The sequence below is a fragment of the Aeromonas sp. 84A genome (assembly GCF_051919345.1).
GTDB lineage: Bacteria > Pseudomonadota > Gammaproteobacteria > Enterobacterales > Aeromonadaceae > Aeromonas > Aeromonas veronii.
The window spans coordinates 2281591-2305991 of sequence record NZ_JBQBEW010000001.1 but is presented as its reverse complement, the minus strand read 5'-3'; the positions used below and the strand labels follow the sequence as shown (position 1 = coordinate 2305991).

The 24401-nt window shown below is 58.0% G+C and carries 26 protein-coding genes; 6 read left to right on the top strand and 20 right to left on the bottom strand.

The features are described from left to right. Positions 1–114 precede the first annotated feature (114 nt). From pepB (ACTG20_RS10540) to trmJ, 10 genes are all read right to left on the bottom strand, one after another. Positions 115–1398 carry an aminopeptidase PepB gene (gene pepB / locus ACTG20_RS10540; RefSeq protein ID WP_194496071.1) on the bottom strand — a complete coding sequence of 428 codons (1284 nt, stop codon included), beginning with the start codon at positions 1396–1398 and terminating at the stop codon, positions 115–117. Continuing rightward, positions 1395–2699 (bottom strand): aminopeptidase PepB, encoded by a 1305-nt coding sequence (gene pepB, locus ACTG20_RS10535; RefSeq protein WP_194496070.1) that lies wholly within the window; start codon positions 2697–2699, stop codon positions 1395–1397. The genes pepB (ACTG20_RS10540) and pepB (ACTG20_RS10535) overlap by 4 nt, the downstream gene beginning before the upstream one ends. A gap of 173 nt (positions 2700–2872) precedes the next feature. Beyond that, positions 2873–3211, bottom strand: a complete 339-nt coding sequence (gene fdx, locus ACTG20_RS10530) for an ISC system 2Fe-2S type ferredoxin (protein ID WP_005333808.1) — start codon at positions 3209–3211, stop codon at positions 2873–2875. Between the two features lies 1 nt (position 3212). Beyond that, positions 3213–5060: a Fe-S protein assembly chaperone HscA gene (gene hscA, locus ACTG20_RS10525; protein ID WP_005351033.1), complete on the bottom strand. Its 1848-nt coding sequence runs from the start codon at positions 5058–5060 to the stop codon at positions 3213–3215. Positions 5061–5088: 28 nt separating this feature from the next. After that, entirely contained in the window at positions 5089–5607 is a 519-nt protein-coding gene (gene hscB / locus ACTG20_RS10520) for a co-chaperone HscB (protein ID WP_005351031.1), read from the bottom strand. Positions 5608–5725: 118 nt separating this feature from the next. Beyond that, on the bottom strand, positions 5726–6049 hold the full coding sequence (iscA, locus tag ACTG20_RS10515; protein ID WP_005333812.1) for an iron-sulfur cluster assembly protein IscA: 324 nt from the start codon (positions 6047–6049) through the stop codon (positions 5726–5728). Between the two features lie 15 nt (positions 6050–6064). Next, entirely contained in the window at positions 6065–6448 is a 384-nt protein-coding gene (iscU, locus tag ACTG20_RS10510) for a Fe-S cluster assembly scaffold IscU (RefSeq protein ID WP_005333813.1), read from the bottom strand. 41 nt (positions 6449–6489) lie between these two features. Further along, positions 6490–7704: an IscS subfamily cysteine desulfurase gene (locus ACTG20_RS10505; protein ID WP_194496069.1), complete on the bottom strand. Its 1215-nt coding sequence runs from the start codon at positions 7702–7704 to the stop codon at positions 6490–6492. A 53-nt stretch (positions 7705–7757) separates the two neighbouring features. Then, entirely contained in the window at positions 7758–8261 is a 504-nt protein-coding gene (gene iscR / locus ACTG20_RS10500; RefSeq protein WP_026035025.1) for a Fe-S cluster assembly transcriptional regulator IscR, read from the bottom strand. A gap of 92 nt (positions 8262–8353) precedes the next feature. After that, entirely contained in the window at positions 8354–9076 is a 723-nt protein-coding gene (gene trmJ / locus ACTG20_RS10495; protein ID WP_047434362.1) for a tRNA (cytosine(32)/uridine(32)-2'-O)-methyltransferase TrmJ, read from the bottom strand. 187 nt (positions 9077–9263) lie between these two features. Between trmJ and ACTG20_RS10490 the strand changes: the two genes are divergently transcribed. Further along, positions 9264–9680 carry a hypothetical protein gene (locus ACTG20_RS10490; RefSeq protein WP_005351023.1) on the top strand — a complete coding sequence of 139 codons (417 nt, stop codon included), beginning with the start codon at positions 9264–9266 and terminating at the stop codon, positions 9678–9680. On the opposite strand, the gene ubiT is transcribed toward ACTG20_RS10490, so the two are convergent. Next, positions 9633–10166: a ubiquinone anaerobic biosynthesis accessory factor UbiT gene (gene ubiT / locus ACTG20_RS10485; protein WP_005359786.1), complete on the bottom strand. Its 534-nt coding sequence runs from the start codon at positions 10164–10166 to the stop codon at positions 9633–9635. The genes ACTG20_RS10490 and ubiT overlap by 48 nt on opposite strands. Before the next feature lie 189 nt (positions 10167–10355). Here ubiT and ubiU point away from each other — a divergent pair, with 189 nt between their 5' ends. Beyond that, the gene (gene ubiU / locus ACTG20_RS10480; RefSeq protein WP_047434357.1) at positions 10356–11351 is read left to right on the top strand and encodes a ubiquinone anaerobic biosynthesis protein UbiU; all 996 of its coding nucleotides are present in this window, start codon (positions 10356–10358) and stop codon (positions 11349–11351) included. An 11-nt stretch (positions 11352–11362) separates the two neighbouring features. Continuing rightward, a complete protein-coding gene (locus ACTG20_RS10475; protein WP_194496068.1) occupies positions 11363–12235 on the top strand; it encodes a U32 family peptidase in 873 nt (290 codons plus the stop codon). A gap of 65 nt (positions 12236–12300) precedes the next feature. On the opposite strand, the gene nlpI is transcribed toward ACTG20_RS10475, so the two are convergent. The 7 genes from nlpI to queA all read right to left on the bottom strand — a co-directional run bounded on the left by nlpI (position 12301) and on the right by queA (position 19267). Continuing rightward, positions 12301–13245 (bottom strand): lipoprotein NlpI, encoded by a 945-nt coding sequence (gene nlpI / locus ACTG20_RS10470; RefSeq protein WP_005351017.1) that lies wholly within the window; start codon positions 13243–13245, stop codon positions 12301–12303. Positions 13246–13335: 90 nt separating this feature from the next. After that, on the bottom strand, positions 13336–13704 hold the full coding sequence (locus tag ACTG20_RS10465; protein ID WP_019446086.1) for a rhodanese-like domain-containing protein: 369 nt from the start codon (positions 13702–13704) through the stop codon (positions 13336–13338). Between the two features lie 84 nt (positions 13705–13788). Next, positions 13789–14736: a protein translocase subunit SecF gene (gene secF, locus ACTG20_RS10460; protein WP_005337322.1), complete on the bottom strand. Its 948-nt coding sequence runs from the start codon at positions 14734–14736 to the stop codon at positions 13789–13791. A gap of 10 nt (positions 14737–14746) precedes the next feature. Continuing rightward, entirely contained in the window at positions 14747–16600 is a 1854-nt protein-coding gene (gene secD / locus ACTG20_RS10455) for a protein translocase subunit SecD (RefSeq protein ID WP_194496067.1), read from the bottom strand. 18 nt (positions 16601–16618) lie between these two features. After that, positions 16619–16954, bottom strand: coding sequence for a preprotein translocase subunit YajC (gene yajC / locus ACTG20_RS10450; RefSeq protein WP_005337327.1), 336 nt, complete (start codon positions 16952–16954; stop codon positions 16619–16621). 49 nt (positions 16955–17003) lie between these two features. Continuing rightward, on the bottom strand, positions 17004–18140 hold the full coding sequence (gene tgt / locus ACTG20_RS10445; RefSeq protein WP_005337329.1) for a tRNA guanosine(34) transglycosylase Tgt: 1137 nt from the start codon (positions 18138–18140) through the stop codon (positions 17004–17006). 74 nt (positions 18141–18214) lie between these two features. Beyond that, positions 18215–19267 carry a tRNA preQ1(34) S-adenosylmethionine ribosyltransferase-isomerase QueA gene (queA, locus tag ACTG20_RS10440; protein ID WP_021229691.1) on the bottom strand — a complete coding sequence of 351 codons (1053 nt, stop codon included), beginning with the start codon at positions 19265–19267 and terminating at the stop codon, positions 18215–18217. Positions 19268–19479: 212 nt separating this feature from the next. Here queA and ACTG20_RS10435 point away from each other — a divergent pair, with 212 nt between their 5' ends. From ACTG20_RS10435 to ahpF, 3 genes are all read left to right on the top strand, one after another. After that, the gene (locus ACTG20_RS10435; protein WP_005337333.1) at positions 19480–19926 is read left to right on the top strand and encodes a CBS domain-containing protein; all 447 of its coding nucleotides are present in this window, start codon (positions 19480–19482) and stop codon (positions 19924–19926) included. A 691-nt stretch (positions 19927–20617) separates the two neighbouring features. Next, the gene (ahpC, locus tag ACTG20_RS10430) at positions 20618–21184 is read left to right on the top strand and encodes an alkyl hydroperoxide reductase subunit C (RefSeq protein ID WP_005337335.1); all 567 of its coding nucleotides are present in this window, start codon (positions 20618–20620) and stop codon (positions 21182–21184) included. 124 nt (positions 21185–21308) lie between these two features. Then, positions 21309–22889, top strand: a complete 1581-nt coding sequence (gene ahpF, locus ACTG20_RS10425; protein WP_194496066.1) for an alkyl hydroperoxide reductase subunit F — start codon at positions 21309–21311, stop codon at positions 22887–22889. 136 nt (positions 22890–23025) lie between these two features. Here ahpF and ACTG20_RS10420 read toward each other — a convergent pair whose 3' ends face one another. Both ACTG20_RS10420 and ACTG20_RS10415 read right to left on the bottom strand, forming a co-directional pair. Next, positions 23026–23742 (bottom strand): SIMPL domain-containing protein, encoded by a 717-nt coding sequence (locus ACTG20_RS10420; RefSeq protein ID WP_194496065.1) that lies wholly within the window; start codon positions 23740–23742, stop codon positions 23026–23028. A 55-nt stretch (positions 23743–23797) separates the two neighbouring features. Further along, complete coding sequence (locus tag ACTG20_RS10415) at positions 23798–24358, bottom strand: hypothetical protein (RefSeq protein WP_194496064.1); 561 nt, start codon at positions 24356–24358, stop codon at positions 23798–23800. Positions 24359–24401: the final 43 nt, after the last annotated feature.

The following is a 24401-nucleotide window of genomic DNA, read 5'->3' as shown; positions in this document are numbered from 1 at the left end:
GAGCCGGAAAATATGTGCGCTTGCGCACGATAGTTACCTTAAGCCGCCAAAACTCCATCTTTTGTTCACAATTAGAACAGCATGAAAAAGGCACCCGAAGGTGCCTTGTCTCGCCTATTTGGCTTCCGCCAGCAAGGCCCGCGCTATGGTGCGCATCCCCAGGGTATTGGCCCCCGGCGCCCAGAGGGCATCGCCGTTGTCACTGAAGCAAGCTGCCAGATCGATATGCAACCAGCCCATCCCTTCGTTGGCAACGAAACGGGAGAGGAAACCCGCCGCGTTGGAGGCGCCACCCGGCCCGCCCCCCTTCACCGGACGGCTGTTGGCCGTGTCGGCGTAATGGGAGGGGCACTGCTGGCGGTGCCAGGGCTCCAGCGGCAGCGGCCAGGCAGGCTCATGCTCGGCATCGGCATAGGTCATGGCCCGGCTTATCAACCCTTTATCGAGGCCAAACAGGGCATTGTAGCGCCCACCCAGCGCCATCACAGCAGCGCCGGTCAGGGTCGCGGCATCGATGATCAGCGGTGCGCCGGACTCGCTCGCCAGTTGCAAGCCATCGGCCAGCACCAGCCGCCCTTCGGCATCGGTATTCACAATCTCGACCGTGGTGCCGTTCTTGTAGGTGAGGATGTCGCCCAGCTTGTAGGCGTGGCCGGAGACCAGGTTCTCGGCGCAGCAGAGGATCAGCTTCACCCGCTTGTCGAGCCCGCGCAGCATAGCCAGCGCCAGCGCACCGGTGACAATCGCCGCACCACCCATGTCGCACTTCATGGTGAGCATCCCCTCGGAGCTCTTCATGGAGTAGCCGCCGGAGTCAAAGGTGATCCCCTTGCCCACCAGCGCTGCCGCTACCGGCGCCTTGGGGTCACGCCCCGGGTTGAAGTCGAGCTCCAGCAATACCGGTTCGCGCGCACTGCCGCGGCCCACCTGATAGAGGCCGACCCAGCCCGCCTGTTGCAGCGCTTCGCCTTTCAAAATGCGATGACTCACCTTGTCCGGCGCCAGCTCGGTAATAAAGGAGGCCGCTTCCACCGCCAGCTCCAGCGGGCCCAACTGCTCCGGGGTGGCATTGGTCATCTCGCGCACCCAGCGGCCGCAGAGCCAACGCGCTTCCAGCTCCTCTCTGTCCTCTTCCGAGGACATGGCCCACTGCAGTTGCACCTCCGCCTTGGGGGTTTGCAGCCCTTGGGCAAAAGCCCACTGCTGTTCACGCTCCCAGTGACCAGCCAGGGTCACTTTCTGGATCCCTTGCTGGCAGAGGCGACGGGCCGCCTGCTGGATATCGAGCAGCGGATTGGCCGTCACCAGATGGATCACCATGCCGTCGGCACGGTGAGAGAGCAGCGCCCCCTCCCCCCACTCGGCCGGTGCAAATTCACGACTCAGCCAGACATTCATGCGGTCACCTCCTGCAGCCAGCGTGCGATGGTGCGTAGACCGTGACCCTTGGCGCCGGTCGCCCAGAGATCATTGCCCGATTTCTGATAAGAGGCTGCCAGATCCAGGTGCACCCAACCCTTGCCCTCATCACGTACGAAACGGGAAAGGAACGCAGCAGCCGTGGTGGCACCGGCCGTGCCTTCTGCCGAGGCGACGTTGCCCAGATCGGCAAAGGCCGAGGTGAGCTGGCTGGCATGCCAGGGTTCCAGCGGAAGCGCCCACGCCTGTTCGTTTTCCACCTTGGCGGCGGCCAGCGCACGCAGCTGTTCGGTCTCATCGAGGGCAAACACCGCATTGTAGTCGCGCCCCAGCGCCATCTTGGCGGCGCCGGTCAGGGTGGCTGCGTCAAGGATATAAGCCGCACCGCTGTCGGAGGCCGCCATCAGGCCATCGGCCAGTACCAGACGACCTTCCGCATCGGTATTCTGGATCTCGACCGAGATGCCGTTCTTGTAGGTCAGGATGTCGCCCAGCTTGAAGGCGTGGCCGGAGACCAGGTTCTCGGCGCAGCAGAGAATGAGCTTCACCCGCTGGTTCAGACCGCGGCTGATAGCCAGCGCCAGCGCGCCAGTCACCATAGCCGCGCCGCCCATATCGGACTTCATCGGCAGCATGTTGTCAGAGGACTTCATGGAGTAGCCACCGGAATCAAAAGTGATCCCCTTGCCCACCAGCGCCGCCACCACGGGCGCATTGCGATCACCGGTCGGGTTGTAGTCGAGCTCCAGCAGCACAGGCTCGCGCTCGCTGCCACGGCCAACCGACCAGATCCCGATATGGCCGGACTCGCGCAGCGCTTCACCGGCGGTGATGCGAGCTGTAACCTGATCCCCGGCCAGACCACGAATGAGCAACAGGGCCGATTCCGCCAGACTCATGGGGTAGATCTCTTCCGGACAGCCATTGGTGATGTCACGTACCCAGCGAGCCGCCTTGAGCAGCGCATCCAGTTCACGGGCATCCCCGTCGCTCTGCTGGCCGAAATCCAGTTCACGCGCACCCTTGGCGGCGTAGAACCCCTGGGCGAACGCGTAGCGACGCTCCAGATCCCACCCCTCACCAGCCAGCGTCACCCGCTTGATCCCGCTCGATTCGAGGCGACGGGCTGCGCGCTGAACGGTACGCAGAACATCCTTCTCCTGACCGGCGGTACCAAGATGGATCAGTGCCTCGTCGCCATTGAAACTGAGCTGGGCGCCCTCGCCCCAATAAGCGGCCGCAGCCTGGGTGGATAACGCTACCTTCATCATGTCAGCCATCGTGTTTGCTTCCTTTTTACTGGCACTATGTATAAGCACTCTTTATGGGAAAGAGCTTATTGGCAAAGAGAGAATAACGAATACAAAAAAGGCCGTGCCCCCGAGGGTCACGGCCTTCCACCATATCACTGAAGCACCACAGGATGCTGCACGTGCAATTCACTCATGTGTAATTAATGGCGTTCAGAGGCAAGGTTCAGGGTGTACTTGGGCAATTCCACCACCAGATCCTCGTCCGCCAATTTTGCCTGGCAACTAAGACGGGATTCCGGCTCCAGCCCCCACGCCTTGTCCAGCATGTCGTCTTCCAGCTCGTCACTTGGCTCGAGTGAGTCAAAGCCCTCGCGCACCACGCAGTGGCAGGTAGTGCAGGCACAGGATTTCTCGCAGGCATGCTCGATTTCGATACCATTGCGCAGCGCCACATCCAGAATGGTCTCGCCGCTTTGCCCCTCGAGGGCGGCGCCATCCGGACAGAGTACGGGATGAGGAAGAATGATCAGTTTTGGCATATTACACCTTGTTGACGTTTTGTCCGGTCAGCACCTTGCGGATGGAGGCGTCCATCCGGCGGGCTGCAAACTCGCCACTGACAGCGTCGGCTGCCTCAATGGCTTCTTTGATTTGATGGGTTGCGCCGCTGTTGCGCATGGTCAGCAGATGGGCGATGGCGGCATCAATCTCGGCACGCTCGGCAGCATTGAGCAGTGCATCGCCATCGGCGGCCAGCGCCGCATTGAGACTCTCGACCACCCGGTCGGCTTCAACCTGCTGCTCGGCCAGCATGCGGGCATCCATATCCTGCTGGGCGTTCTCGATGGAGGCACTCAGCATGTTGAGGATATCCTGCTCCGCCAGTCCGTAAGAGGGCTTAACCTGGATCTCGGCCTGAACGCCGGAGGATTTCTCCATGGCGCTGACCGAGAGCAGACCATCCGCATCCACCTGGAAGGTGACGCGAATATGGGCGGCGCCGGCAGCCATCGGCGGAATACCCGTCAGGGTAAAGCGGGCCAGGGAGCGGCAATCGGCCACCAACTCGCGTTCCCCCTGTACCACGTGAATGGCCATGGCGGTCTGACCATCCTTGAAGGTGGTGAACTCCTGGGCGCGGGCAACCGGAATGGTAGTGTTGCGCGGGATCACTTTCTCGGCGAGGCCACCCATGGTCTCCAGACCCAGCGACAAGGGGATAACGTCCAGCAGCAGCATCTCGGCATCGGGCTTGTTGCCCACCAGAATATCGGCCTGGATGGCGGCGCCAATGGCGACCACCTTGTCAGGATCGATACTGGTCAGCGGCGTACGCTGGAAGAACTCGCCCACCAGTTCACGCACCAGCGGCACCCGGGTGGAGCCACCGACCATTACCACTTCCAGCACTTCCACCTGCTCGAGACCAGCATCGCGCAGGGCGCGGCGACAGGCCAGCAAGGTCCGTTTCACCAGCGGGGTGATGAGTTCATCAAACTGGCTACGGCTCACTGAACCCTGCCAGCCAGCAAAGGTGCACGCCACCTGCTCGGCATCGGTCAGGCCGTGTTTGACGGCAGCGGCCACATCCAGCAGCTCGCGCTGCAGATGGGCATCCAGCTCGCCGGAGAGGCCCGCTTGCTCCTTGATCCAGTCCGCCAGCAGGTGATCAAAATCATCACCACCGAGGGCCGAATCGCCGCCGGTCGCCATCACTTCGAACACACCGCGGTGCAGACGCAGGATGGAGATATCGAAGGTGCCGCCCCCCAGATCGTAAACCGCGATCACCCCTTCCTGACCGGAGTCAAGGCCATAGGCAATCGCGGCCGCGGTCGGCTCGTTGAGCAGACGCAGTACGTGCAGACCGGCCAGACGGGCCGCATCCTTGGTCCCCTGACGCTGGGCATCATCGAAATAGGCGGGCACGGTGATGACCACGCCATCGAGATCGCCCCCGAGTGTCTGGGCGCCACGCTCGGCCAGCTTTTTGAGAATTTCGGCCGAGACCTGCACCGGATTGACCAGCCCCTGACGGGTTTGCAGTTGCGGCATGCCATTGTCGGCGGCAACAAACTGGTAAGGCTGCTGGCGGGTATCGATATCGGCCAGCGCCTTGCCCATCATCCGTTTGACCGAGACGATGGTGTTGTGAGGATCGAGAGCCGCTTCGCGCTTGGCATCAATTCCGACTCGAATGGCGTCGCTTTGATAGTGCACCACTGACGGGAGCAGGTCGCGCCCTTGCTCATCGCAAAGGGTATCGGCGTGACCACTGCGAACCGCAGCGACGAGAGAGTTGGTGGTGCCGAGATCGATGCCGACGGCACGTTTGTGCTGATGAGGAACAGCGCTCTGGCCGGGCTCGGCGATTTGCAGTAATGCCATGGGTAATGAAACTTCCAGCGTTAAAGGATCAAGACTCGAGAAGCGAGTCTTCGAATCGTTCCAGCTCTTCGAGGAGCTTGTCGACAAACTTGAGTTTGCGAACGCAATCAGCGGCAACGAGATCTCTGCCGGCGGCAAGAGACTCGGTCAGCTGCTGCATCAACATCTGGTGATCATGCCTGATCTCGCTGCGAAAATCCTTGATGGCGCGCTCAGGGTCGGCATCATCTTTCAGATCGGCCAGACGCTCGCGCCACTCCAACTGCTGCATCAGAAACGCGGTATCTTGCAGAGTCTGCTGTTCACCACGGATATCGGTGCCACGCAGGGAGAGCAGATATTCTGCACGGCGCAGCGGCGCCTTGAGGGTGGTGAATGCTTCGTTGATCTGGGCGGCACGTTGCACCGCAGCCAGCTGCTCCCGTTCGGGGGCGGTGGCAAAACGATCAGGATGGAATTGGGTTTGCAGCTGGCGGTAGGTATCAGCCAACTGACGGGTATCGAGCTCGAAGCCTTCAACCAGCCCAAACAGCTCGAAATGATTCATGCAAACCTCTTGGAAACGTTCGCCACAACCTCACTCGCCCCTGGCAAATGAGATGTGGTTGAACGGGTCATGGGCGACCCGCTCAACCACAGACGAAGGATCATTGACGTCAAACATCTCAGACACTGAAGCTTTCGCCGCAACCACACTCGCCTTTGGCGTTGGGATTATTGAACTGGAAGCCCTCGTTGAGGCCCTCCTTGACGAAATCCAGCTCGGTGCCATCCAGATGGATCAGGCTCTTGGCATCAACAATAATCTTGACGCCCTGCTGCTCGAACACCTGATCCTCATCGGTCAGTTCATCAACGAACTCAAGCACGTAGGCCAGACCGGAGCAGCCGGTGGTTTTGACGCCGAGGCGCAGGCCAATGCCCTTGCCCCGGTTAGCCAGAAAAGAGGAAACCCGTGCCGCGGCGGCATCTGTCATGGTAATAGCCATACTGCTCTCCGGCGCTTAGAGACCTTTCTTCTGCTTGTAATCGGCGATGGCGGCCTTGATGGCGTCCTCAGCCAGAATGGAGCAGTGGATCTTCACCGGTGGCAGGGCCAACTCTTCGGCAATATCTGTGTTCTTGATGCCAGCTGCTTCGTCCAGGGTCTTGCCCTTGACCCATTCGGTCACCAGGGAGCTGGAGGCGATGGCAGAACCGCATCCGTAGGTCTTGAACTTGGCATCTTCGATGATGCCTTCGTCGCTGATCTTCAATTGCAGCTTCATCACGTCGCCACAAGCGGGCGCACCGACCATGCCGGTTGCAACGCTGGGATCATTCTTGTCGAAACCACCGACGTTGCGAGGATTCTCGTAGTGGTCGATTACTTTTTCACTGTAAGCCATATCTCACTCCTGCTAATTCTGTTGCTCACTGACCCGGTGGATCAGTGATGAGCCCATTCGACCGTGTTCAGATCGACGCCGTCTTTGTACATCTCCCACAGAGGGGACATCTCGCGCAGACGACCGATGGAGTCACGAATAAGCTTGACCGCGTAGTCAATCTCTTCCTCGGTGGTGAAGCGACCCATGCTGAAACGGATGGAGCTGTGTGCCAGCTCGTCGTTCAGACCCAGTGCGCGCAGCACATAGGAAGGTTCCAGGCTGGCGGAGGTACAGGCCGAACCGGAAGAGACCGCCAAATCTTTCAGCGCCATGATGAGGGATTCCCCTTCCACATAGGCAAAGCTGACGTTGAGGTTACCCGGAACACGTTGCTCCAGATCGCCATTGATGTAGACGGCTTCAATATCCTTGATGCCATTCCACAGACGCTGGCGCAGAGCCATGATGCGCTCGCCTTCACTCACCATCTCTTCTTTGGCGATGCGGAAAGCTTCGCCCATCCCGACGATCTGGTGGGTCGGCAGAGTACCGGAACGCATGCCGCGCTCGTGGCCGCCACCGTGCATCTGGGCTTCCAGGCGAACGCGGGGTTTGCGGCGAACAAACAGTGCACCGATCCCTTTCGGACCATACACCTTGTGCGCAGAGACGGAGAGCAGATCCACTTTCAGTGCTTCCACATCTACCGGGATCTTGCCCACACTCTGAACGGCATCCACGTGCAGCAGGATCTTGCGGGAACGGCACAACTCGCCGATGGCGGCAATGTTCTGAACCACGCCGATTTCGTTGTTCACATGCATGATGCTGACCAGGATGGTGTCATCACGCATGGCATTTTCGATCATCTCGATAGTGAACAGGCCGTTGGGCATCGGCTCAAGATAGGTCACCTCGAACCCTTCACGCTCCAGCTGGCGACAGGTATCGAGCACCGCCTTGTGTTCGGTCTTGGAGGTGATGATGTGCTTGCCCTTGCTGGCATAGAAGTGGGCAACACCCTTGATGGCCAGGTTATTGGATTCGGTCGCACCGGAAGTGAAGACGATCTCGCGGGGATCGGCACCGATCAGATCTGCCACTTGATTACGGGCCAGATCCACCGCCTCTTCGGCTTGCCAGCCAAAACGGTGAGAACGGGAAGCCGGATTGCCGAACAGGCCATCCATGGTGAGACACTGCATCATTTTTTCTGCGACACGCGGGTCCACCGGACAGGTTGCCGAATAATCAAGGTAAATAGGCAGTTTCATGTTTTTCTCCGTCACAGTCCGGGTCATACAGAGTCCCGCTGTGGAAAGCACGTTTATAGTTGGACTTTCAAGCTCACATCGCCGTGTTCTGCCCGATCAACCAGGGACAACACGGTCTTCATTTGTTCATCTTGCTTGCCGGCAATCCGGCGCACATCGGCCTGGCGTACCAGCTCGGCCAGGGTAATATCCCCGAGGAAGCTGGAGATCCGCTCACTCAGGTCGCGCCACAGGGAGTGAGTCAGACACTGGGTACCACCGTGGCAGCCGCCCTTGCCGAGGCACTTGGTTGCATCGACCGACTCATCGACCGCGGTGATCACCTGACCAACCGAAATCTCGCCTGGGGCCAACCCGAGGCGATAACCACCACCCGGGCCACGCACGCTGCTCACCAGACCATGTTTACGCAGGCGGGCAAAGAGCTGCTCGAGATAGGACAACGAGATGCCCTGGCGCTCGGAAATATCGGCAAGGGGGACGGGCCCCTGCTCTGCATGCAGCGCCACGTCGAGCATGGCGGTTACAGCGTAACGTCCTTTTGAAGTCAGTCTCATGTGCCTTACCGTCTTGCGAAGCAATTTAATGGAGCACATGGTCACATACCCGACCAAATCAGTCAAGTATATGGTTGAGTAAATCAGTCGGATTAATCCGGTACGCGCGCTTTCTGTACCGAGGTCAGAATCCCGCGCAGAATGTTGAGCTCTGCCGCTTCCGGCCGAGCCCGATTGAACAGGCGACGCAGCTTACTCATCACATGACCCGGATGGTCATCGGCAATAAAACCGGTCTTCATCAGGGTTTGTTCCAGGTGCTGATAGAACCCTTCCAGCTGGGCGGCACTCGGATAGACCATCTCGTCTTCAGGCTCGGCGGCCTGCCCCTGCAGCCAGCGCATCCGCACTTCGTAGCAGAGAGTCTGCACCGCCATGGCCAGATTGAGGGAGCTGTAATCGGGATTGGCCGGAATGGCCACGTGGTAGTGGCACTTTTGCAATTCGTCGTTGGTGAGACCAGTGCGTTCACGGCCAAACACCAGCGCGACCGGGTGCTGCATCCCCTCAACCACCGACTTTTCGCCCGCCTCACGGGGATCGAGCATGGGCCAGCTCAGGGTTCGAGAGCGGGCGCTGGTGCCAATCACCAAACCACAATCGGCGATCGCGTCGTCCAGCGTCGGGACGATACGGGCATTGGCAAGCACATCGCTGGCACCAGCAGCCAGGGCGAAGGCATTGTCATCCGGCAAGGCTTGCGGATCAACCAATACCAGCTGGGTCAACCCCATGGTCTTCATGGCGCGTGCCGCAGACCCCATGTTGCCGGTATGAGAGGTGTTTACCAAAACGATACGAATCTGATCCAACATGCCCAGTCAATCTTCAGTCAAAAATGGCGCGCAATTGTAACATAAGAGAACACGATGTTGGCACCGTAAAAGCCGAGCCATTTCAGAACAAAACCAGCCGTTTGTATAACAAACCAGCATGAGGGAAGTGAGAGGGGGGGACTAAACTTGATGGATATCCGATAAACGGCACAGGAGACACCACGCCATGCTTCCTCCCTTTATCTATGAGAGATTGCCCAGCCTCTACCTGCTGGCAGCCATTGCCATTATTACGTTGAGTGAACAGCCCCTGCTCTGGTTTGCAGGCGCCTTGCTGTTTATCGCCGGAGCGGTGACCTGGATGATGCGCTCCAGCTACCGACGTACCGATCTGATTATCTTTCCGAGCAAACGCTGGCTACAGCCGGAGTGGCTGTATGAAGCGCAACCCTTTATCTGGCTGGCTGCGGGGCTGGCCATGTCACAGCTGCCCGCCCCTGCGGCACTCATCGCCTTGGTGCCCTGTCTGTGGGCCTGTCGCTGCCTCTGGGCACGGCACCATTATCGTCGCCATGCCCATGGGGTGATTGTCCACTTAAGACGGGATCCCGCCCGGCGCCGTCTGCACCGGAGCCTGCGCTGACTCGGTGCGGGCGCGTTCGATAAACGTCGCCAGATCCATCAGGGGATACTTCATCAGGCTTGGCAAGCCATCGAGATCCAGACTGTCCATCAGGTTTTTCACCTCAAGGCCCAGTTCGGTATCCCCTTCTATCTTCAGCTTGCGCTGGAAAAAGAGCGAGTCCGGATCCTCTTTGCGACCAGCGATGAGGATCAGATCGTTGGCCGTACCGCTGAAGCAGACATCGGCCTTGTCACACTCGCGAGCCACCACCAGCTGGCCATTCTGCTCACTGATAAACCAGCACAGGTCCAGATCAGAGACTTCGACTTTCAGCCACTTGTCTGCCAGAAACTCGAAATCGCCATCTTCGATAGCCTCTTTGAAAACCCGGGCCAGTAAACTCTCCATCAGCTGCTTTTGCAGATTGAAGGGAACCAGCTTGAGGGGATGGCGCAAGAAGCGCGGAGCCTGTTCGACCAGGCGGCGTTGCAGTTGTTGAAACACGATAGACTCCCTTTTTTGCGCATTCAAACACAGGGAGAGTGGCAAGATCCTGTTGGAAATCAAACTTGTGCAGGGTTACCTCAAGAAGGGTAAAGCCACACAAAGCTGCCTCAGGTCAAAAAGCGGGAGTGCATGGCTGCATACAATCAGGGCTCGTTTGCCCTTCATATGCACTCTCGGAGCGTACCAATGGAATTACTCTGTCCGGCAGGCAGTTTGCCGGCACTGAAAACCGCCGTGGATAACGGGGCCGATGCCGTTTATATCGGTTTCAAGGATGACACCAATGCCCGCCACTTTGCCGGTCTCAACTTTACCGACAGCAAACTGGAGAAGGCGGTAGATTATGTGCATCAACATGGTCGCAAGCTGCATATTGCCATCAATACCTTTGCCCATCCCGGGGCCGATACTCGATGGAAACAGGCGGTTGATCGCGGGGTGGCCCTCGGCGCCGATGCGTTAATCATCGCCGATCTCGCCGTGCTGGAATATGCCAGCCGCCACTACCCCGAGATGGAACTCCATGTCTCGGTGCAGGCCAGCGCCACCAATGCCGCCGCCATTCGCTTCTATCAGCAGCAATTCAATGCCACACGGGTGGTGCTGCCCCGGGTGCTCTCCATGCATCAGGTCAAGCAGCTGGCCCGCGAGACCGATGTTGGCCTAGAGGTGTTCGCCTTTGGCAGCCTCTGCATTATGGCCGAGGGGCGCTGCTATCTCTCCTCCTACATGACTGGCGAGAGTCCCAACACCGTCGGCGCCTGCTCACCGGCCAAGTTCGTCCGTTGGGAAGAGACCCCGAATGGTCTCGAGTCGCGGCTCAACGAGGTGCTGATCGACCGCTATGGCCCGGGCGAAAATGCTGGCTATCCGACCCTGTGCAAGGGGCGTTTCGACGTGGATGGCCAGACCTACCACGCGCTGGAAGAGCCCACCAGTCTCAATACCCTGGGTCTCCTGCCCGAGCTCTTCAAGACCGGGATCCAGTCGGTCAAGATTGAAGGACGCCAGCGCAGCCCCGCCTATGTGGAGCAAGTGACCCGGGTCTGGCGTGCAGCCATCGATGCCTATCAGGCCAATCCCGAGGCCTATCAGGTTAAAGCTGAGTGGGATGCCCAGCTAGCCCGCGTCTCCGAAGGTAGCCAGACTACCCTCGGCGCCTACCATCGTCAGTGGCAATAAGGAGTCCACCCATGCAATTTTCTCTCGGGCCTCTGCTCTTCTACTGGCCCAAAGCCGATACCGAAGCCTTTTACCATGCCGCTGCCGACAGTCAGGCCGACATCATCTATCTGGGGGAGACCGTCTGCAGCAAGCGGCGCGAACTCAAAGTCGATGACTGGATTGCGCTGGCCCGTCAGATGGCCTGCTCCGACAAGCAGGTGGTGCTCTCGACCCTCGCCCTTATCTCCGCCCCCTCCGAACTCAAGGAGGTGAAGCGGCTGGTCGACAATGGCGACCTGATGGTCGAAGCCAACGATCTCGGTACGGTGCAACTCGCCTGGGAGGCAGGGATCCCCTTCGTCTGTGGCCCCGCCATCAACGCCTATAACGCCGATGTGCTGCGCATGCTGCTCAAACAGGGGATGAAACGCTGGGTCATGCCGGTGGAGCTCTCCCGTGACTGGCTGATCCAGCTCAATCAGGATCTGGGCTCCCTGCGCGACCAATTTGAGGTGGAGGTGTTTGCCTACGGCCATCTGCCGCTCGCCTACTCGGCGCGCTGCTTCACCGCCCGCTCCCTCGACAAACCGAAAGACAACTGCGAGCTCGCCTGCATCAACTACCCCACCGGACGACTGGCCAACAGCCGCGAGGGGCAGCGGGTGTTCAATCTCAACGGGATCCAGACCCAGTCCGGTTACTGCTACAACCTGGGTAACGAGCTGGCTGGTATGGAAGGTCTGGTGGATGTGGTCAGACTTTCACCGCAAGGGATGGAGACGCTGGAGATGCTGGCCCGCTTCAAAGCCAACCGGCAGGGCCAGGCTCCCCTCCCCTTGCAGCAAGGAAGCGACTGTAACGGCTACTGGCGCCAGATCCCCGGCATGAGCCTGGTGGAGTAAACCCGCCATTCGCCCAACAAAAAGGCCTCATCGCGAGGCCTTTTTTACCACTATCTGGCAGTAGATCAGGAGGGCTGATCACCCTTGTTACGAGCGCTCTGGGCACCTGGCGGCAAGGGCTTGCGCGCCATCAACTCCAGCTCCAGCAGCGCATAGCGGTGCTCGATGAAGTCATAGACGTTGTTAGATAAGGCCAGCTTGAAGTAGCTGATGGCTTCCTTGCGGTTGCCTTTGCCCAACTCGAACTTGCCCAGATAGAAGTAGGTTTCACACAGGCGCTCGGCAAGCTCCCGGTTATCCTTCACCCCTTTCACCACGTTGCCCATCAGCTGGGAAGCGTTGATCTCGCCGGTATAGAGGCGAACCAGATCCCAGTTCCAGGCATCGTCATCGTACTTGTTGAGACGCTCGCGCATCCGGCTCATGGCGGCCGACGGGTCGAGTTTCTGCTCGGCCAGATAGAGCCAGATCACCCGATAGGGGTCTTCCGGCTGCGCCTCGTAGAAACGCTTCATATCGGCCGCGGCCAGTTCGGGACGGTTGCCGTAATAGAGGGCGATGCCACGGTTAAGATAGGCATAGTCATAGTCCGGCGCCAGTTCGAGGGCGGAATCAAACGCATCATAGGCTTCGTCGTAATTCTGCTGCTGTACCAGATAGACGCCGATGAAGTTGTAGGCTTCGGCGAAATCCGGCTTCTCCCGCAGGGCACGGTTGAAATCGAGCCGCGCGAGGGAACGCAGACCAACCCGATCAAACACCACGGCACGCTCATAGAACAACTCTGCCCGTTGCTCGGTGGTCAGTTCCATTTCACTGAGCATCTGCCCGAGTCGGGCGAGCGCCAGCTCACTCTGGTAGGAGACCTGCAGGGGGGTCGCCAACACCAGTGAAGCAGGCTGCGGCTTGGGAACCTTGGGGGTGTTAACCTGACTGCTACTGCTGCAACCCCACATGGGAAGCAACAACAGGATACCGAGGAGGTATCCAATCCCTTTCCTGACGTTCAATGAACACTCCGACGCTTACGCTTGACCCCGCATATGGTAAAGGTCAACTGCCGCTTTGTCATGTAGCTGTGCCCCTCTACCTCAAATAAATCAGGATTCGACAGGGTATCCGGCATCGCACCAACCGCGAAACCCGCCGTCGACGCTGATCACCTTGCGATAACCCATCTGTTGCAGGTTGTCCGCCGCCAGAATTGAGCGAAAACCACCACCACAATAGAGGTAGAGCTCGGTCTCGAGATCCGGGAACTGGGTCTCGATATCCCGCTCAATCACGCCACGACCCAGATATCGGGCACCGGGCAGATGGCCTTTAGCCCACTCGCTCTCTTCCCGCACGTCGATCAGGTGAAACGTGCGCCCTTCATCCTGCCAGCGCTTGATCTGGTGAACATCGGTTTCGGTGATGCGGGAGCGGATCCCGTCAACCAGCGCCAAAAAACGGGGATTGTGATGCATGACAAACTCCTGTTGTTTAAATCATGTGCGTCAGCAAACGACACGCAGAGATAAGAAAAGAGCGCCATGAGGCGCTCTTCACTGTTACGGCAGGATTTCCTGTTGGTCCGCACCCTCTTTCTCTACCTGGGTGGGCAGCATGTGCTCGCGCTTGACGCCGAGGAACATGGCAAACGCACTCGCCACATAGATGGAGGAGTAGGTACCGAACGCCACACCGATCACCATGGCCACGGCAAAACCGTGGATCAGCGCACCGCCCTTGAGCAGCAGCGCCAGCACCACGATAAAGGTAAGGCCGGAGGTGATGATGGTACGACTCAGGGTCTCGGTCATGGAGAGATCCAGAATGTACTCTGTATCCCCTTTACGCACCTTGCGGAAGTTCTCCCGCAAGCGGTCGAACACCACGATAGTATCGTTCAGGGAGTAACCCACCAGGGTCATCAGTGCCGCCAGTACAGTCAGGTCGAACTCGTACTGGAAGTAGGCAAAGACACCCAGCGTGATCACCACGTCGTGCACCAGGGAGAGAATGCCCCCCAGCGCCAGACGCCATTCGAAACGCACTGCCACGTAGGCCAGGATACAGAGGATGGATGCCAGCATGGCCAGCGCACCGTCTGTCGCCAGTTCATCACCCACGGAAGGGCCGACGAACTCGACGCGTTTGAGCACAGCGCCCTCGTCGAGCTGCTTGGCCGCCGCCAGCACTTCGTTACCCTGTTGTTCTACCTTGACCCCCTCTTTCGGGGTCAGACGGAACAGCACGTCACGGCTGGAGCCAAAGTGTTGCAGGGTTGCCCCTTCAATCTTCTGCTCTTCCAGAGCGTCATGGATCTTGTCCAGGCTCACCGACTGCTGGAACCCCACCTCGATAGTGGTACCACCGGTAAAGTCCAGGCCCCAGTTCAGCCCCCGATCAAACAGGAAGAACAGGGCTACCACCATCAGCACGGAAGAGAAAACCACACCCGGCTTGGCATAGCGCATAAACGGGATCGGTTTTTCAAAATGTAGAATCTGAAACATTTCTCTATCCTCAGATGGGCAGCTTGTCGATACGCCGTCCACCCCAAGCCAGGTTGATAATGGCACGGGAAACTGTGATGGCAGTAAACATGGAGGCGGTCAGACCAATGCCCAGCGTCAGTGCAAAGCCCTTGATGGCGCCAGTACCGATTCCGAACAGGATCACGCAGGTGATCAGCGAGGTCACGTTGGAGTCGGCGATGGTGGAGAATGCCCGATCAAAGCCCAGATGGATGGCTTGCTGAACACCACGACCGTTGCGGATCTCTTCACGAATACGCTCGTAGATCAGCACGTTGGCATCCACCGCCATACCCAGCGTCAGGACGATACCGGCGATACCCGGCAATGTCATGGTGGCCCCCGGGATCATCGACATGATGCCGACAATCAACACCAGGTTCATACAGAGCGCCAGGTTGGCAACCCAGCCGAACGCACGGTAGTAGATCCCCATGAACAGCACGATCACCAGCATGGCCCAGCCGATGGCTTCCATACCGCTGTCGATGTTCTGTTGACCCAGGCTCGGGCCAATGGTGCGCTCTTCCACGATCTGGATCGGGGCGATCAGGGCACCGGCACGCAGCAGCAGCGCCAGGTTGTGGGCTTCGTTGGCGTTGTCGATACCTGTGATACGGAACTGGCTGCCAAGACGCGACTGGATGGTGGCGACGTTGATCACCTCCTCCTGCTTGCGGAACTTGCGCTTGCCATCCGGACCCGGTTGACCGACCGGCTTGTACTCGATGAAGACGGTCGCCATCCCTTTACCGACGTTATCCTTGGTAAAGTTGGCCATCTTGTTGCCACCCTGGCCATCCAGCTTGATGTTGACCTGGGGACGGCTGTACTCGTCGAAACCGGACTGGGCACCCACGATGTGGTCACCGGTCAGGATCACCCGCTTTTGCAGCACCACGGGACGACCATTGCGATCGTTGTAGACCTTGGAGCTGGGCGGGACACGGCCATCGGCCGCAGCCTGGATGTCGGCAGTCTCATCGACCATGTGGAATTCCAGGGTCGCGGTTGCCCCCAGGATCTCCTTGGCGCGGGCGGTATCCTGAATACCGGGCAGTTCAACGACAATGCGCTCGGCGCCTTGCTGTTGTACCAGCGGCTCGGCCACACCCAGTTCGTTGACCCGGTTACGGATGATGGTGATGTTCTGCTCGAGGGCGTACTTCTTCACTTCCTTGATCTTGGCTTCGCTCAGACTAGCCAGCAGGATGAACTCATCCCCTTTCTGCTCGGTAGTGAAAGTCAAATCAGGGTTCTGACGACGCAGATGAGAAACGGCGCGTTCCTGATCGGCTTCGTCACGGAAGATCACCTGCACCTGATCACCGACCCGGCGCACGCCGGAGTAACGGATCTTCTGGGTGCGCAGCTCGGAGCGGAAATCCTGCACCATCTGCTCTTGCTGCTTGGTCAGTGCTTCGGCCATGTCCACTTCCATCAGGAAGTGCACACCACCGCGCAGATCAAGACCCAGCTTCAGAGGCGCCGCACCGATGGCTTCGAGCCAGGCGGGAGTGGAAGGTGCCAGGTTGAGTGCGGTAATGAAGTTGTCGCCCAGCTTGTTGGCAACGATATCGCGCGCCTTCAGCTGGTCTTCGGTGTTCTTGAAACGGATCAGGATAAAACCGTGCTCGAATGCAGCATGTTTGACCGGGATCTTGGCCGCTTCAAGGGTCTCTTTCACCAGATCAAGAGTATCTAGCTTGACTTCGGCACCACGGCTGGCAGAAACCTGCAAAGCCGGATCTTCGCCGTAAAGATTGGGGGCTGCATATAGAAAACCGATGGCGATCACCAGGATCACCATCAGGTATTTCCACAGCGGATAGCGATTCAACACGCTGTGCTCCTTGGGAGATTAAAGGGACTGGATAGAACCCTTGGGCAGAACGGCAGAGACGAAGTCCTTTTTGATGGTGACTTGAGTCTGGTCGTTCAGGGCGATCACCAGGTAATCGCTGTCTGCAGCCACTTTGGCAATTTTGCCAACCAGGCCACCGGAAGTGAGCACTTCATCACCCTTGGACAAGGAGCTCATCAGATTGCGGTGATCCTTGGCACGCTTGGCCTGGGGACGATAGATCATGAAGTAGAAGATCAGGCCGAATACGGCCAGCATGATGATCATTTCCATACCACCACCCTGTGCACCCGGTGCTGCGCCTTCTGCATACGCCTTGGAGATAATGCTCATTTAACAACCTCTTATTGATGTAGATTTAAAAAAACAAAATTATATGTTGTTATTTAACGTCATTTTCAGCTAACGGAGGCACAGGCTTCCCTTGCCGACGGTAAAACTCTGTTACAAAGTCGTCTAATTTACCCTGCTCGATCGCGTCCCGCAAACCCTGCATCACGCGTTGGTAATAACGCAGGTTATGAATCGTATTCAGACGGGCACCGAGGATCTCGTTGCACTTGTCCAGATGGTGCAGGTAGCTGCGGCTGTAGTTCTTGCAGGTGTAGCAATCGCATTCGGCATCCAGGGTGCTGGTGTCGTTGCGGTGCTGGGCGTTGCGGATTTTCACTACGCCATCGGTGGTGAACAGGTGGCCGTTGCGGGCGTTGCGAGTCGGCATGACGCAGTCGAACATGTCGATACCACGGCGCACCCCTTCCACCAGATCTTCCGGCTTGCCGACACCCATCAGGTAGCGCGGCTTGTCAGCCGGAATTTTCGGGCAGACGTGCTCGAGGATGCGGTGCATGTCCTCTTTGGGTTCGCCCACGGCCAGACCACCGACCGCATAACCGTCGAAACCGATCTCCAGCAGCCCCTTGAGGGAGACATCCCGCAGATCTTCGTAGACCGAGCCCTGAATGATGCCGAACAGGGCGTTCTTGTTGCCCAGCGCATCAAACTTGTCGCGGGAGCGCTTGCCCCAGCGCAGGGACATCTCCATGGACTTGCGCGCTTCTTCATAAGTGGCCGGGTACGGTGTGCACTCGTCGAATATCATCACGATGTCGGAGCCCAGATCGTACTGGATCTCCATGGACTTCTCGGGGTCGAGGAAGATCTTCTCGCCATTGATGGGGTGACGGAAGTGGACGCCCGCTTCGGTGATCTTGCGAATATGGCCTAGGCTGAACACCTGGAAACCACCGGAGTCGGTCAGGATCGGGCCCTGCCAGTTCATGAAGTCATGCAGATCGCCGTGGGCACGCATCACTTCCTGACCCGGACGCAGCCAGAGGTGGAAGGTGTTACCCAGCAGGATCTGGGCGCCGGTTTCACGCACTTCTTCCGGGGTCATCCCCTTGACGGTGCCGTAAGTCCCGACCGGCATAAAGGCCGGCGTTTGTACCACACCACGTTCGAAGACCAGTTGACCGCGACGGGCACGGCCGTCGGTGGTTTTCAGTTCAAATTTCATTGCTACCTCGGCTGCGTCAGATAAACAGTCTGACAATAGGAGGGCCGCTCACGGCCCGGTAAATAAGCTGAAGCTTATGCTTCAACCTGGCGACGGGTGACGAACATGGCGTCCCCGTAGCTGAAGAAACGGTACTGCCCGGCCACGGCTGCCTGATAGGCCGCCATCACGTTGTCATAACCGGCAAAGGCGCTGACCAGCATGATCAGGGTCGACTCCGGCAGATGGAAGTTGGTGACCATGGCATCGACAATCTGGAACTTGTAACCAGGGAAGATGAAGATATCGGTGTCACTAAAGAAGGGCGCTAGCGGTTTGCCCTGCGCCAGGGTGACCTTGGCCGCGCTCTCCAGCGAACGGACCGAGGTGGTGCCAACGGCAATCACCCGACCACCACGGGCACGGGTGGCCGCGATGGCATCTACCACCTCTTGCGGCACTTCCGCATACTCGGAGTGCATGTGGTGATCTTCAATCTTCTCAACCCGCACCGGCTGGAAGGTCCCCGCCCCTACATGCAGGGTGACGAAGGCCGTTTCAACCCCTTTGGCCCGAATTTTCTCAAGCAGCGGCTCATCAAAGTGCAGGCCGGCGGTCGGCGCGGCAACGGCGCCCGGCTTTTGATTGTAAACGGTCTGGTAGCGCTCCTTGTCGGCATCCTCGTCGGGACGGTCGATATAGGGGGGCAGCGGCATGTGGCCGATGGCCTCCAAAATCTCCAGCACCGGACGCGGGTCTAGGAAGTGGATCTCGAACAGGGCGTCGTGGCGGGCGCGCATCTCTGCCTCCACACCACCATCCATGATCATCCGGGTGCCGGGCTTGGGCGCCTTGGAGGCCCGGACATGGGCCAGCACGCTGTGCTCGTCCAGAATGCGCTCGACCAGTACCTCCAGCTTGCCGCCGCTGGCCTTCTGGCCAAACATGCGCGCCGGAATGACACGGGTGTTGTTGAATACCAGCAGGTCACCCGGATTGAGCTGATCCAGCACATCCACAAATTGACCGTGGCGCAGGGCGCCAGTCTGACCATCGAGCTGCAACAGGCGGCTGGCGGTACGCTCTGCCATCGGATAGCGGGCAATCAGCTCGTCTGGCAGATCAAAATGAAAATCGGATACTTGCATCTTTCACCTCGGGGGGAATCGGCGGCTAGTCTAGTTATCCCCATCTTCCAAGGCAACCCAAAAGACCAAAAACCCAAGAGAGACAAGGGGTAGCGAGCAATATTGAGACACACCTCCGGTTAATGATTCTTTAATGTTCTGTATTGACCCTGATCATGTTTTGCCAGTTGGGGCTGGGCTAGGGTGAAAGCAGATACACAAGGAGGCCCACCATGATGACCCTATCCGAAATCATGACCGAACATCCCTTCACTCTGGGTCCGTCAAACAGTGTCAAACAGGCGATGGACCTGATGCAGCAGGAGCGGATCCGCCACATTCCCATCGTCGACGAGCAGCACCACCTGCTGGGGCTGGTGACCCTCACCGATATCCTGGCTACCCGGGAATCCAAGCTGCTGCTCATCAGCCCGGAGCGGGAAGCCGAATTTACCGACAGCGTGCAACTCGACGAGATCATGACACGGCAAGTGGCGAGCGTAGATCCTCACGCCGGCATCAAGGAGGCGGCACTCTACCTGCAGCGCCACAGATATGGCTGCCTGCCGGTCCTCAAAGGACGCAAGCTGATCGGCATTGTCACCGAGTCGGACTTTATTTCCGTGGCCATCAACCTGCTGGAATTGATGGAAGAGCAGGAACCACCTACCGACTTTTGACAGATTTAGCCGTAATTAAATTACAATAAAAGCGTTTTCAGCCGTAAAAATAAGCTGAAATGATGAAACACTTTCATTTTGATTGAAAAATTACACCAAATGCTTGCCTTGTGATCTGCATCACACTATCATCCCTCTCATGCAATAGTTGCCGAGGGGGAGACGAGGGATTGTGCACCCATTATCTTCCTCTCATATGTCTGCAAGTTTGCACACCCCGTAGTTAGTCTTTGCTGTAAAGCATTTGTTTATATAGCCATTCCTTGTTTGATGACCCGGCCCTGTCGTTGTGATAGCGCCGGGATTTTTTTATCCGCGTTTTCTGCTCTCCCCCTAGTCAGCACATCCCCATCGCTGCAAGCAGCTGCCTCAACCTCCTGCGCCACCTGTTTGCACCACCGTTTATCTCATCGCGTCATCGTGACTCTGCACACCCCTTCTTATGCCTTGAAAAGGCGATGTAGCGCACAGATATTGAACCACGACAAGGAGTTATCTCAGTAGGCCAGAGATATTCATGTTAGGTACAGCCATAGTGAGTTATCTAATAAGTAGATTTAAGCGATTCAAAATTGCGGCTTTTATCGATTAACGGAAGCCCCTATGATGAATCCATCGAAAGTTAAGCGCCTCGTCTGGCAAGACTCTTCAACACCAGACCGGCATATGTACATCACCAAGGAGCAATTACATGTCTACCTACATCAACACTGAAATCAAGCCGTTCAATGCTACCGCCTACCACAATGGCAAATTCGTTCAGGTGTCTGACGCTGACCTGAAAGGCAAGTGGTCCGTGGTCTTCTTCTACCCGGCTGACTTCACCTTCGTTTGCCCGACCGAGCTGGGCGACCTGGCTGACAACTACGCTGAATTCCAGAAACTGGGCGTTGAGATCTACTCTGTCTCTACCGATACCCACTTCACTCACAAAGCATGGCACGACACTTCTGACACCATTCAGAAGATCCAGTACCCGATGATTGGTGACCCGACTGGTACCATCACCCGCAACTTCGGCGTGATGATCGAAGAAGCTGGTCTGGCTGACCGCGGTACCTTCGTAATTGACCCGCAGGGCATCATCCAGATCGTCGAGATCAACGCTGGCGGCATCGGCCGTGACGCACTGGAACTGCTGCGCAAAGTCAAAGCAGCCCAGTACGTTGCCTCCCACCCGGGTGAAGTGTGCCCGGCTAAATGGAAAGAAGGCGAAGCCACTCTGGCCCCGTCCCTGGACCTGGTAGGCAAGATCTAAGCCTCCCGCTTCCAAGACCGGCCCGTATAAGGGCCGGTTTTGTTTCCGGCCCCAAGCAAAGGCGCCGGTCTGCTTTCCGGCTTACATCTCACGCCGACCCGCAATCACAAGAAGGAATTCGAAGATGTTGGATACCAACCTCAAACAACAGCTGAACACCTATCTGCAGTACATCGTCAATCCCATCGAGATCAGCGTGTCCGGCAACGACAGCGACAAATCTGCAGAGCTGCTGGCACTGGCCAGCGAGATCGCCGAGATGTCCCCCAAGATCACCCAGACCTCTGGCACTGCCGTTCGCAAGCCTTCCATGAGTGTCGCGCCGCAGGGCCAAGCTCCGCGCGTTCACTTTGCCGGCATCCCCATGGGTCATGAATTTACTTCTCTGGTACTCGCCCTGCTGCAAAGCGGCGGCCACCCTTCCAAGGCCGATGCGGCCGTGCAGGAGCAGATCCGCAATCTCAAGGGTGAGTTCCACTTCGAGACCTATATCTCCCTCTCCTGCCACAACTGCCCGGACGTGGTGCAGGCCCTCAACCTGATGGCGACCCTGAACCCCGGCATCACCCACACCATGATCGACGGCGCCCTGTTCCAGGAAGAGGTCGCCGAGCGTCAAATCATGGCGGTACCGAATGTTTACCTGAACGGTCAACCGTTCAGCCAGGGCCGTATTTCACTCGAAGAGATCGTCGCCAAACTCGACACCGGCGCCGCAGAGCGCAAAGCTGCCGAGCTGAATGAGAAAGATCCCTACGATGTGCTAGTGGTAGGCGGTGGCCCGGCTGGCGCCGCAGCGGCCATCTATGCCGCTCGTAAAGGCATTCGCACTGCCATCGTTGCCGAACGTTTCGGTGGTCAGGTGATGGACACCGTCGGCATCGAGAACTTTATCTCCGTGCCCTACACCGAAGGCCCCAAGCTGGCCGCCAGCCTGGAGCAGCACGTCAAAGAGTACGGCGTTGAAGTGATCACCGAGCAGCGCGCCGCCGCCATCAGCAAAGATGGATATGTGAACGTGAATCTCGCCTCTGGCGCCACCTTGAAGAGCCGAGCCGTGATCCTGGCTACCGGTGCCCGCTGGCGTGATCTGAACGTACCGGGCGAGCTTGAGTACCGCACCAAGGGCGTGGCCTACTGCCCGCACTGCGATGGCCCCTTCTTCAAGGGCAAGCGAGTAGCTGTGATCGGTGGCGGTAACTCCGGCATCGAGGCAGCGATCGACTTGGCTGGCATCGTCGAGCATGTGACTGTGGTGGAGTTCGCCGACACCCTGCGTGCCGATGAAGTACTGCAGAAGAAGGCTCGCTCCATGGGCAATATCGACATCATCATGAGCGCTCGCACTACCGAAGTGATCGGTGATGGCAGCAAGGTGGTCGGTATGGATTACGAAGATCGCACCACCGGCGAGATCAAGCACCTGGCGGTAGCGGGCATCTTCGTCCAGATCGGTCTGGTACCGAACACCGAGTTCCTGAAAGGGAGCGAGATAGCCCTGACCCGCTTTGGCGAGATCGAGATCGATACCAAAGGGGCGACCTCCCTGCCCGGCGTCTACGCCGCAGGGGATGCCACCACGGTACCGTTCAAGCAGATCATCATCTCCATGGGTGCCGGCGCCACCGCTGCACTGGGTGCGTTTGATTACCTCATCCGCAACCCTGCTCCTGAAGCGACCCAGGCTGATGCTGTGACCGCCTGATAAACCCAGCGCAACAAAAAGCCGACGCTCGATTAAGTAAACACGAGCGTCGGCTTTTTTATATCTGCATCGATGCGCAATAAAAACCCCGCAGCAAATGGCGGGGTTGTTCATGACTGGACTTAAACGACGGGCATCACTCCAGCAAGAAAACAGCCTCGATATTATCACTTACCGTGATCTGCTGTTGTTGATAGCTGTTGTCCGCCATATCCGCCGCAGGAGCAGCCATCGCCATGGCCTGCACCACTTTCAGGTTGCGGCTGTAGGCGGTAATGGGCGAAGCATTGCGGTACTCCACACTGTAGACCTTGCCAAGCTTCATCCCGAACGCCTTGGCCAGAGATTCAGCCTTGATTTTGGCATCCTCAACGGCATTCAGACGGGCCTGCTCCTTGATGACCTGCGGCGATTTCAACCCGTATTCAATCTGGGATACAGACTCCAGCCCGGCTTTAAGTGCGGTATCCATCAGGGGGCTCAATTTATCCAGTTGATAGAGTTTGACCGCCAATTGCCGTTGGGCACGATATCCCAGCAATACCGGCTTCTTGTTTTCACCATACTGATATTCCGGCGAGACCATCAGGTTGCCAGCCTCAACATCGCTGCGCTTGATCCCCAACCCTTCCAGTTGGCTGAAAAAGGCTGCAACCTTGGTATCGACCTGCTGCTTGGCCTTGAGGCCCTGCTTATCCAGTGCACTCACCGCCACATTGAGGGTCAGCATATCGGGTTCGGTCTTCTGCTCGGCATAACCGCTCACCACCAGATGGGGCGCTTGCGGCACTTCAATCGCCAGCAGCGGAGCACTGACAACCAGAGCAGAAAGAGTAAGAAGGGGACGCCACATAGAAAAAACCTCAATCGGAAAGATTGAGGCCATTATGCCCGTGCAGCTACGGGATTCATATATCGTGCAAGGGGGGGAGCTGATCCAGTATCTGATTGGTCAGATCGAGACTAATGGTGACCATGCTGCCGGGATCCTGGCTCTGGTTTGCCATATCCAGAGCAGGAGCCGTGCCACAGACCAACACCTCATCATCGAAATGGAACGAGTCCCACGACAGAACGTGTCCTTGCAACGCCTGTCCGATATTGGTGCCACCACTATCCTCCTCCATCGCAGACCAAGGGATGGTATCAGATGGCCCTAGCAAATCTTGCAACAACGGCGAGTGAAAACTGGCCAGCGGATACTCCTGCTGCCCCTGATGATGGCCAACCAGAATCATGTTATGGGCAGACTCGGTATCCATGACCGGCACATAAGTGATAGAGGCCGTAGCGAAGTCAACATAGAGCGAGCCCGCTACATCACCGGCCTCATTCTCAATCTCCATCCCATCCAGCCGATCCCCCGCGATCGATGCCTGATAGCCAAACTGGCCTGCACAGGTAATGTTCCCCTGCCCATCCCAGCTATAACGGATGCCATCAATGTCGACCCAGTTGAATGACTGCATGATTACCCCTCTCCTCTACTGCCGCTATCTTATCCATCCCCTT

Bases quoted from the DNA above. Each gene is read 5' to 3' on its own strand.
- ACTG20_RS10490 (WP_005351023.1), top strand. From the start codon at position 9,264: ATGCTTCCTCCCTTTATCTATGAGAGATTGCCCAGCCTCTACCTGCTG.
- tgt (WP_005337329.1), bottom strand. From the start codon at position 18,140: ATGAAATTTGAACTGAAAACCACCGACGGCCGTGCCCGTCGCGGTCAA.
- ACTG20_RS10505 (WP_194496069.1), bottom strand. From the start codon at position 7,704: ATGAAACTGCCTATTTACCTTGATTATTCGGCAACCTGTCCGGTGGAC.
- ACTG20_RS10475 (WP_194496068.1), top strand. From the start codon at position 11,363: ATGCAATTTTCTCTCGGGCCTCTGCTCTTCTACTGGCCCAAAGCCGAT.
- ahpF (WP_194496066.1), top strand. From the start codon at position 21,309: ATGTTGGATACCAACCTCAAACAACAGCTGAACACCTATCTGCAGTAC.
- hscA (WP_005351033.1), bottom strand. From the start codon at position 5,060: ATGGCATTACTGCAAATCGCCGAGCCCGGCCAGAGCGCTGTTCCTCAT.
- trmJ (WP_047434362.1), bottom strand. From the start codon at position 9,076: ATGTTGGATCAGATTCGTATCGTTTTGGTAAACACCTCTCATACCGGC.
- fdx (WP_005333808.1), bottom strand. From the start codon at position 3,211: ATGCCAAAACTGATCATTCTTCCTCATCCCGTACTCTGTCCGGATGGC.
- pepB (WP_194496071.1), bottom strand. From the start codon at position 1,398: ATGAATGTCTGGCTGAGTCGTGAATTTGCACCGGCCGAGTGGGGGGAG.
- queA (WP_021229691.1), bottom strand. From the start codon at position 19,267: ATGCAAGTATCCGATTTTCATTTTGATCTGCCAGACGAGCTGATTGCC.
- ACTG20_RS10435 (WP_005337333.1), top strand. From the start codon at position 19,480: ATGATGACCCTATCCGAAATCATGACCGAACATCCCTTCACTCTGGGT.
- ubiU (WP_047434357.1), top strand. From the start codon at position 10,356: ATGGAATTACTCTGTCCGGCAGGCAGTTTGCCGGCACTGAAAACCGCC.
- iscA (WP_005333812.1), bottom strand. From the start codon at position 6,049: ATGGCTATTACCATGACAGATGCCGCCGCGGCACGGGTTTCCTCTTTT.
- pepB (WP_194496070.1), bottom strand. From the start codon at position 2,699: ATGGCTGACATGATGAAGGTAGCGTTATCCACCCAGGCTGCGGCCGCT.
- ACTG20_RS10415 (WP_194496064.1), bottom strand. From the start codon at position 24,358: ATGCAGTCATTCAACTGGGTCGACATTGATGGCATCCGTTATAGCTGG.
- ahpC (WP_005337335.1), top strand. From the start codon at position 20,618: ATGTCTACCTACATCAACACTGAAATCAAGCCGTTCAATGCTACCGCC.
- yajC (WP_005337327.1), bottom strand. From the start codon at position 16,954: ATGAGCATTATCTCCAAGGCGTATGCAGAAGGCGCAGCACCGGGTGCA.
- iscR (WP_026035025.1), bottom strand. From the start codon at position 8,261: ATGAGACTGACTTCAAAAGGACGTTACGCTGTAACCGCCATGCTCGAC.
- iscU (WP_005333813.1), bottom strand. From the start codon at position 6,448: ATGGCTTACAGTGAAAAAGTAATCGACCACTACGAGAATCCTCGCAAC.
- secF (WP_005337322.1), bottom strand. From the start codon at position 14,736: ATGTTTCAGATTCTACATTTTGAAAAACCGATCCCGTTTATGCGCTAT.
- ACTG20_RS10465 (WP_019446086.1), bottom strand. From the start codon at position 13,704: ATGCATCACAATCCCCGTTTTTTGGCGCTGGTTGACGGGATCCGCTCC.
- ACTG20_RS10420 (WP_194496065.1), bottom strand. From the start codon at position 23,742: ATGTGGCGTCCCCTTCTTACTCTTTCTGCTCTGGTTGTCAGTGCTCCG.
- hscB (WP_005351031.1), bottom strand. From the start codon at position 5,607: ATGAATCATTTCGAGCTGTTTGGGCTGGTTGAAGGCTTCGAGCTCGAT.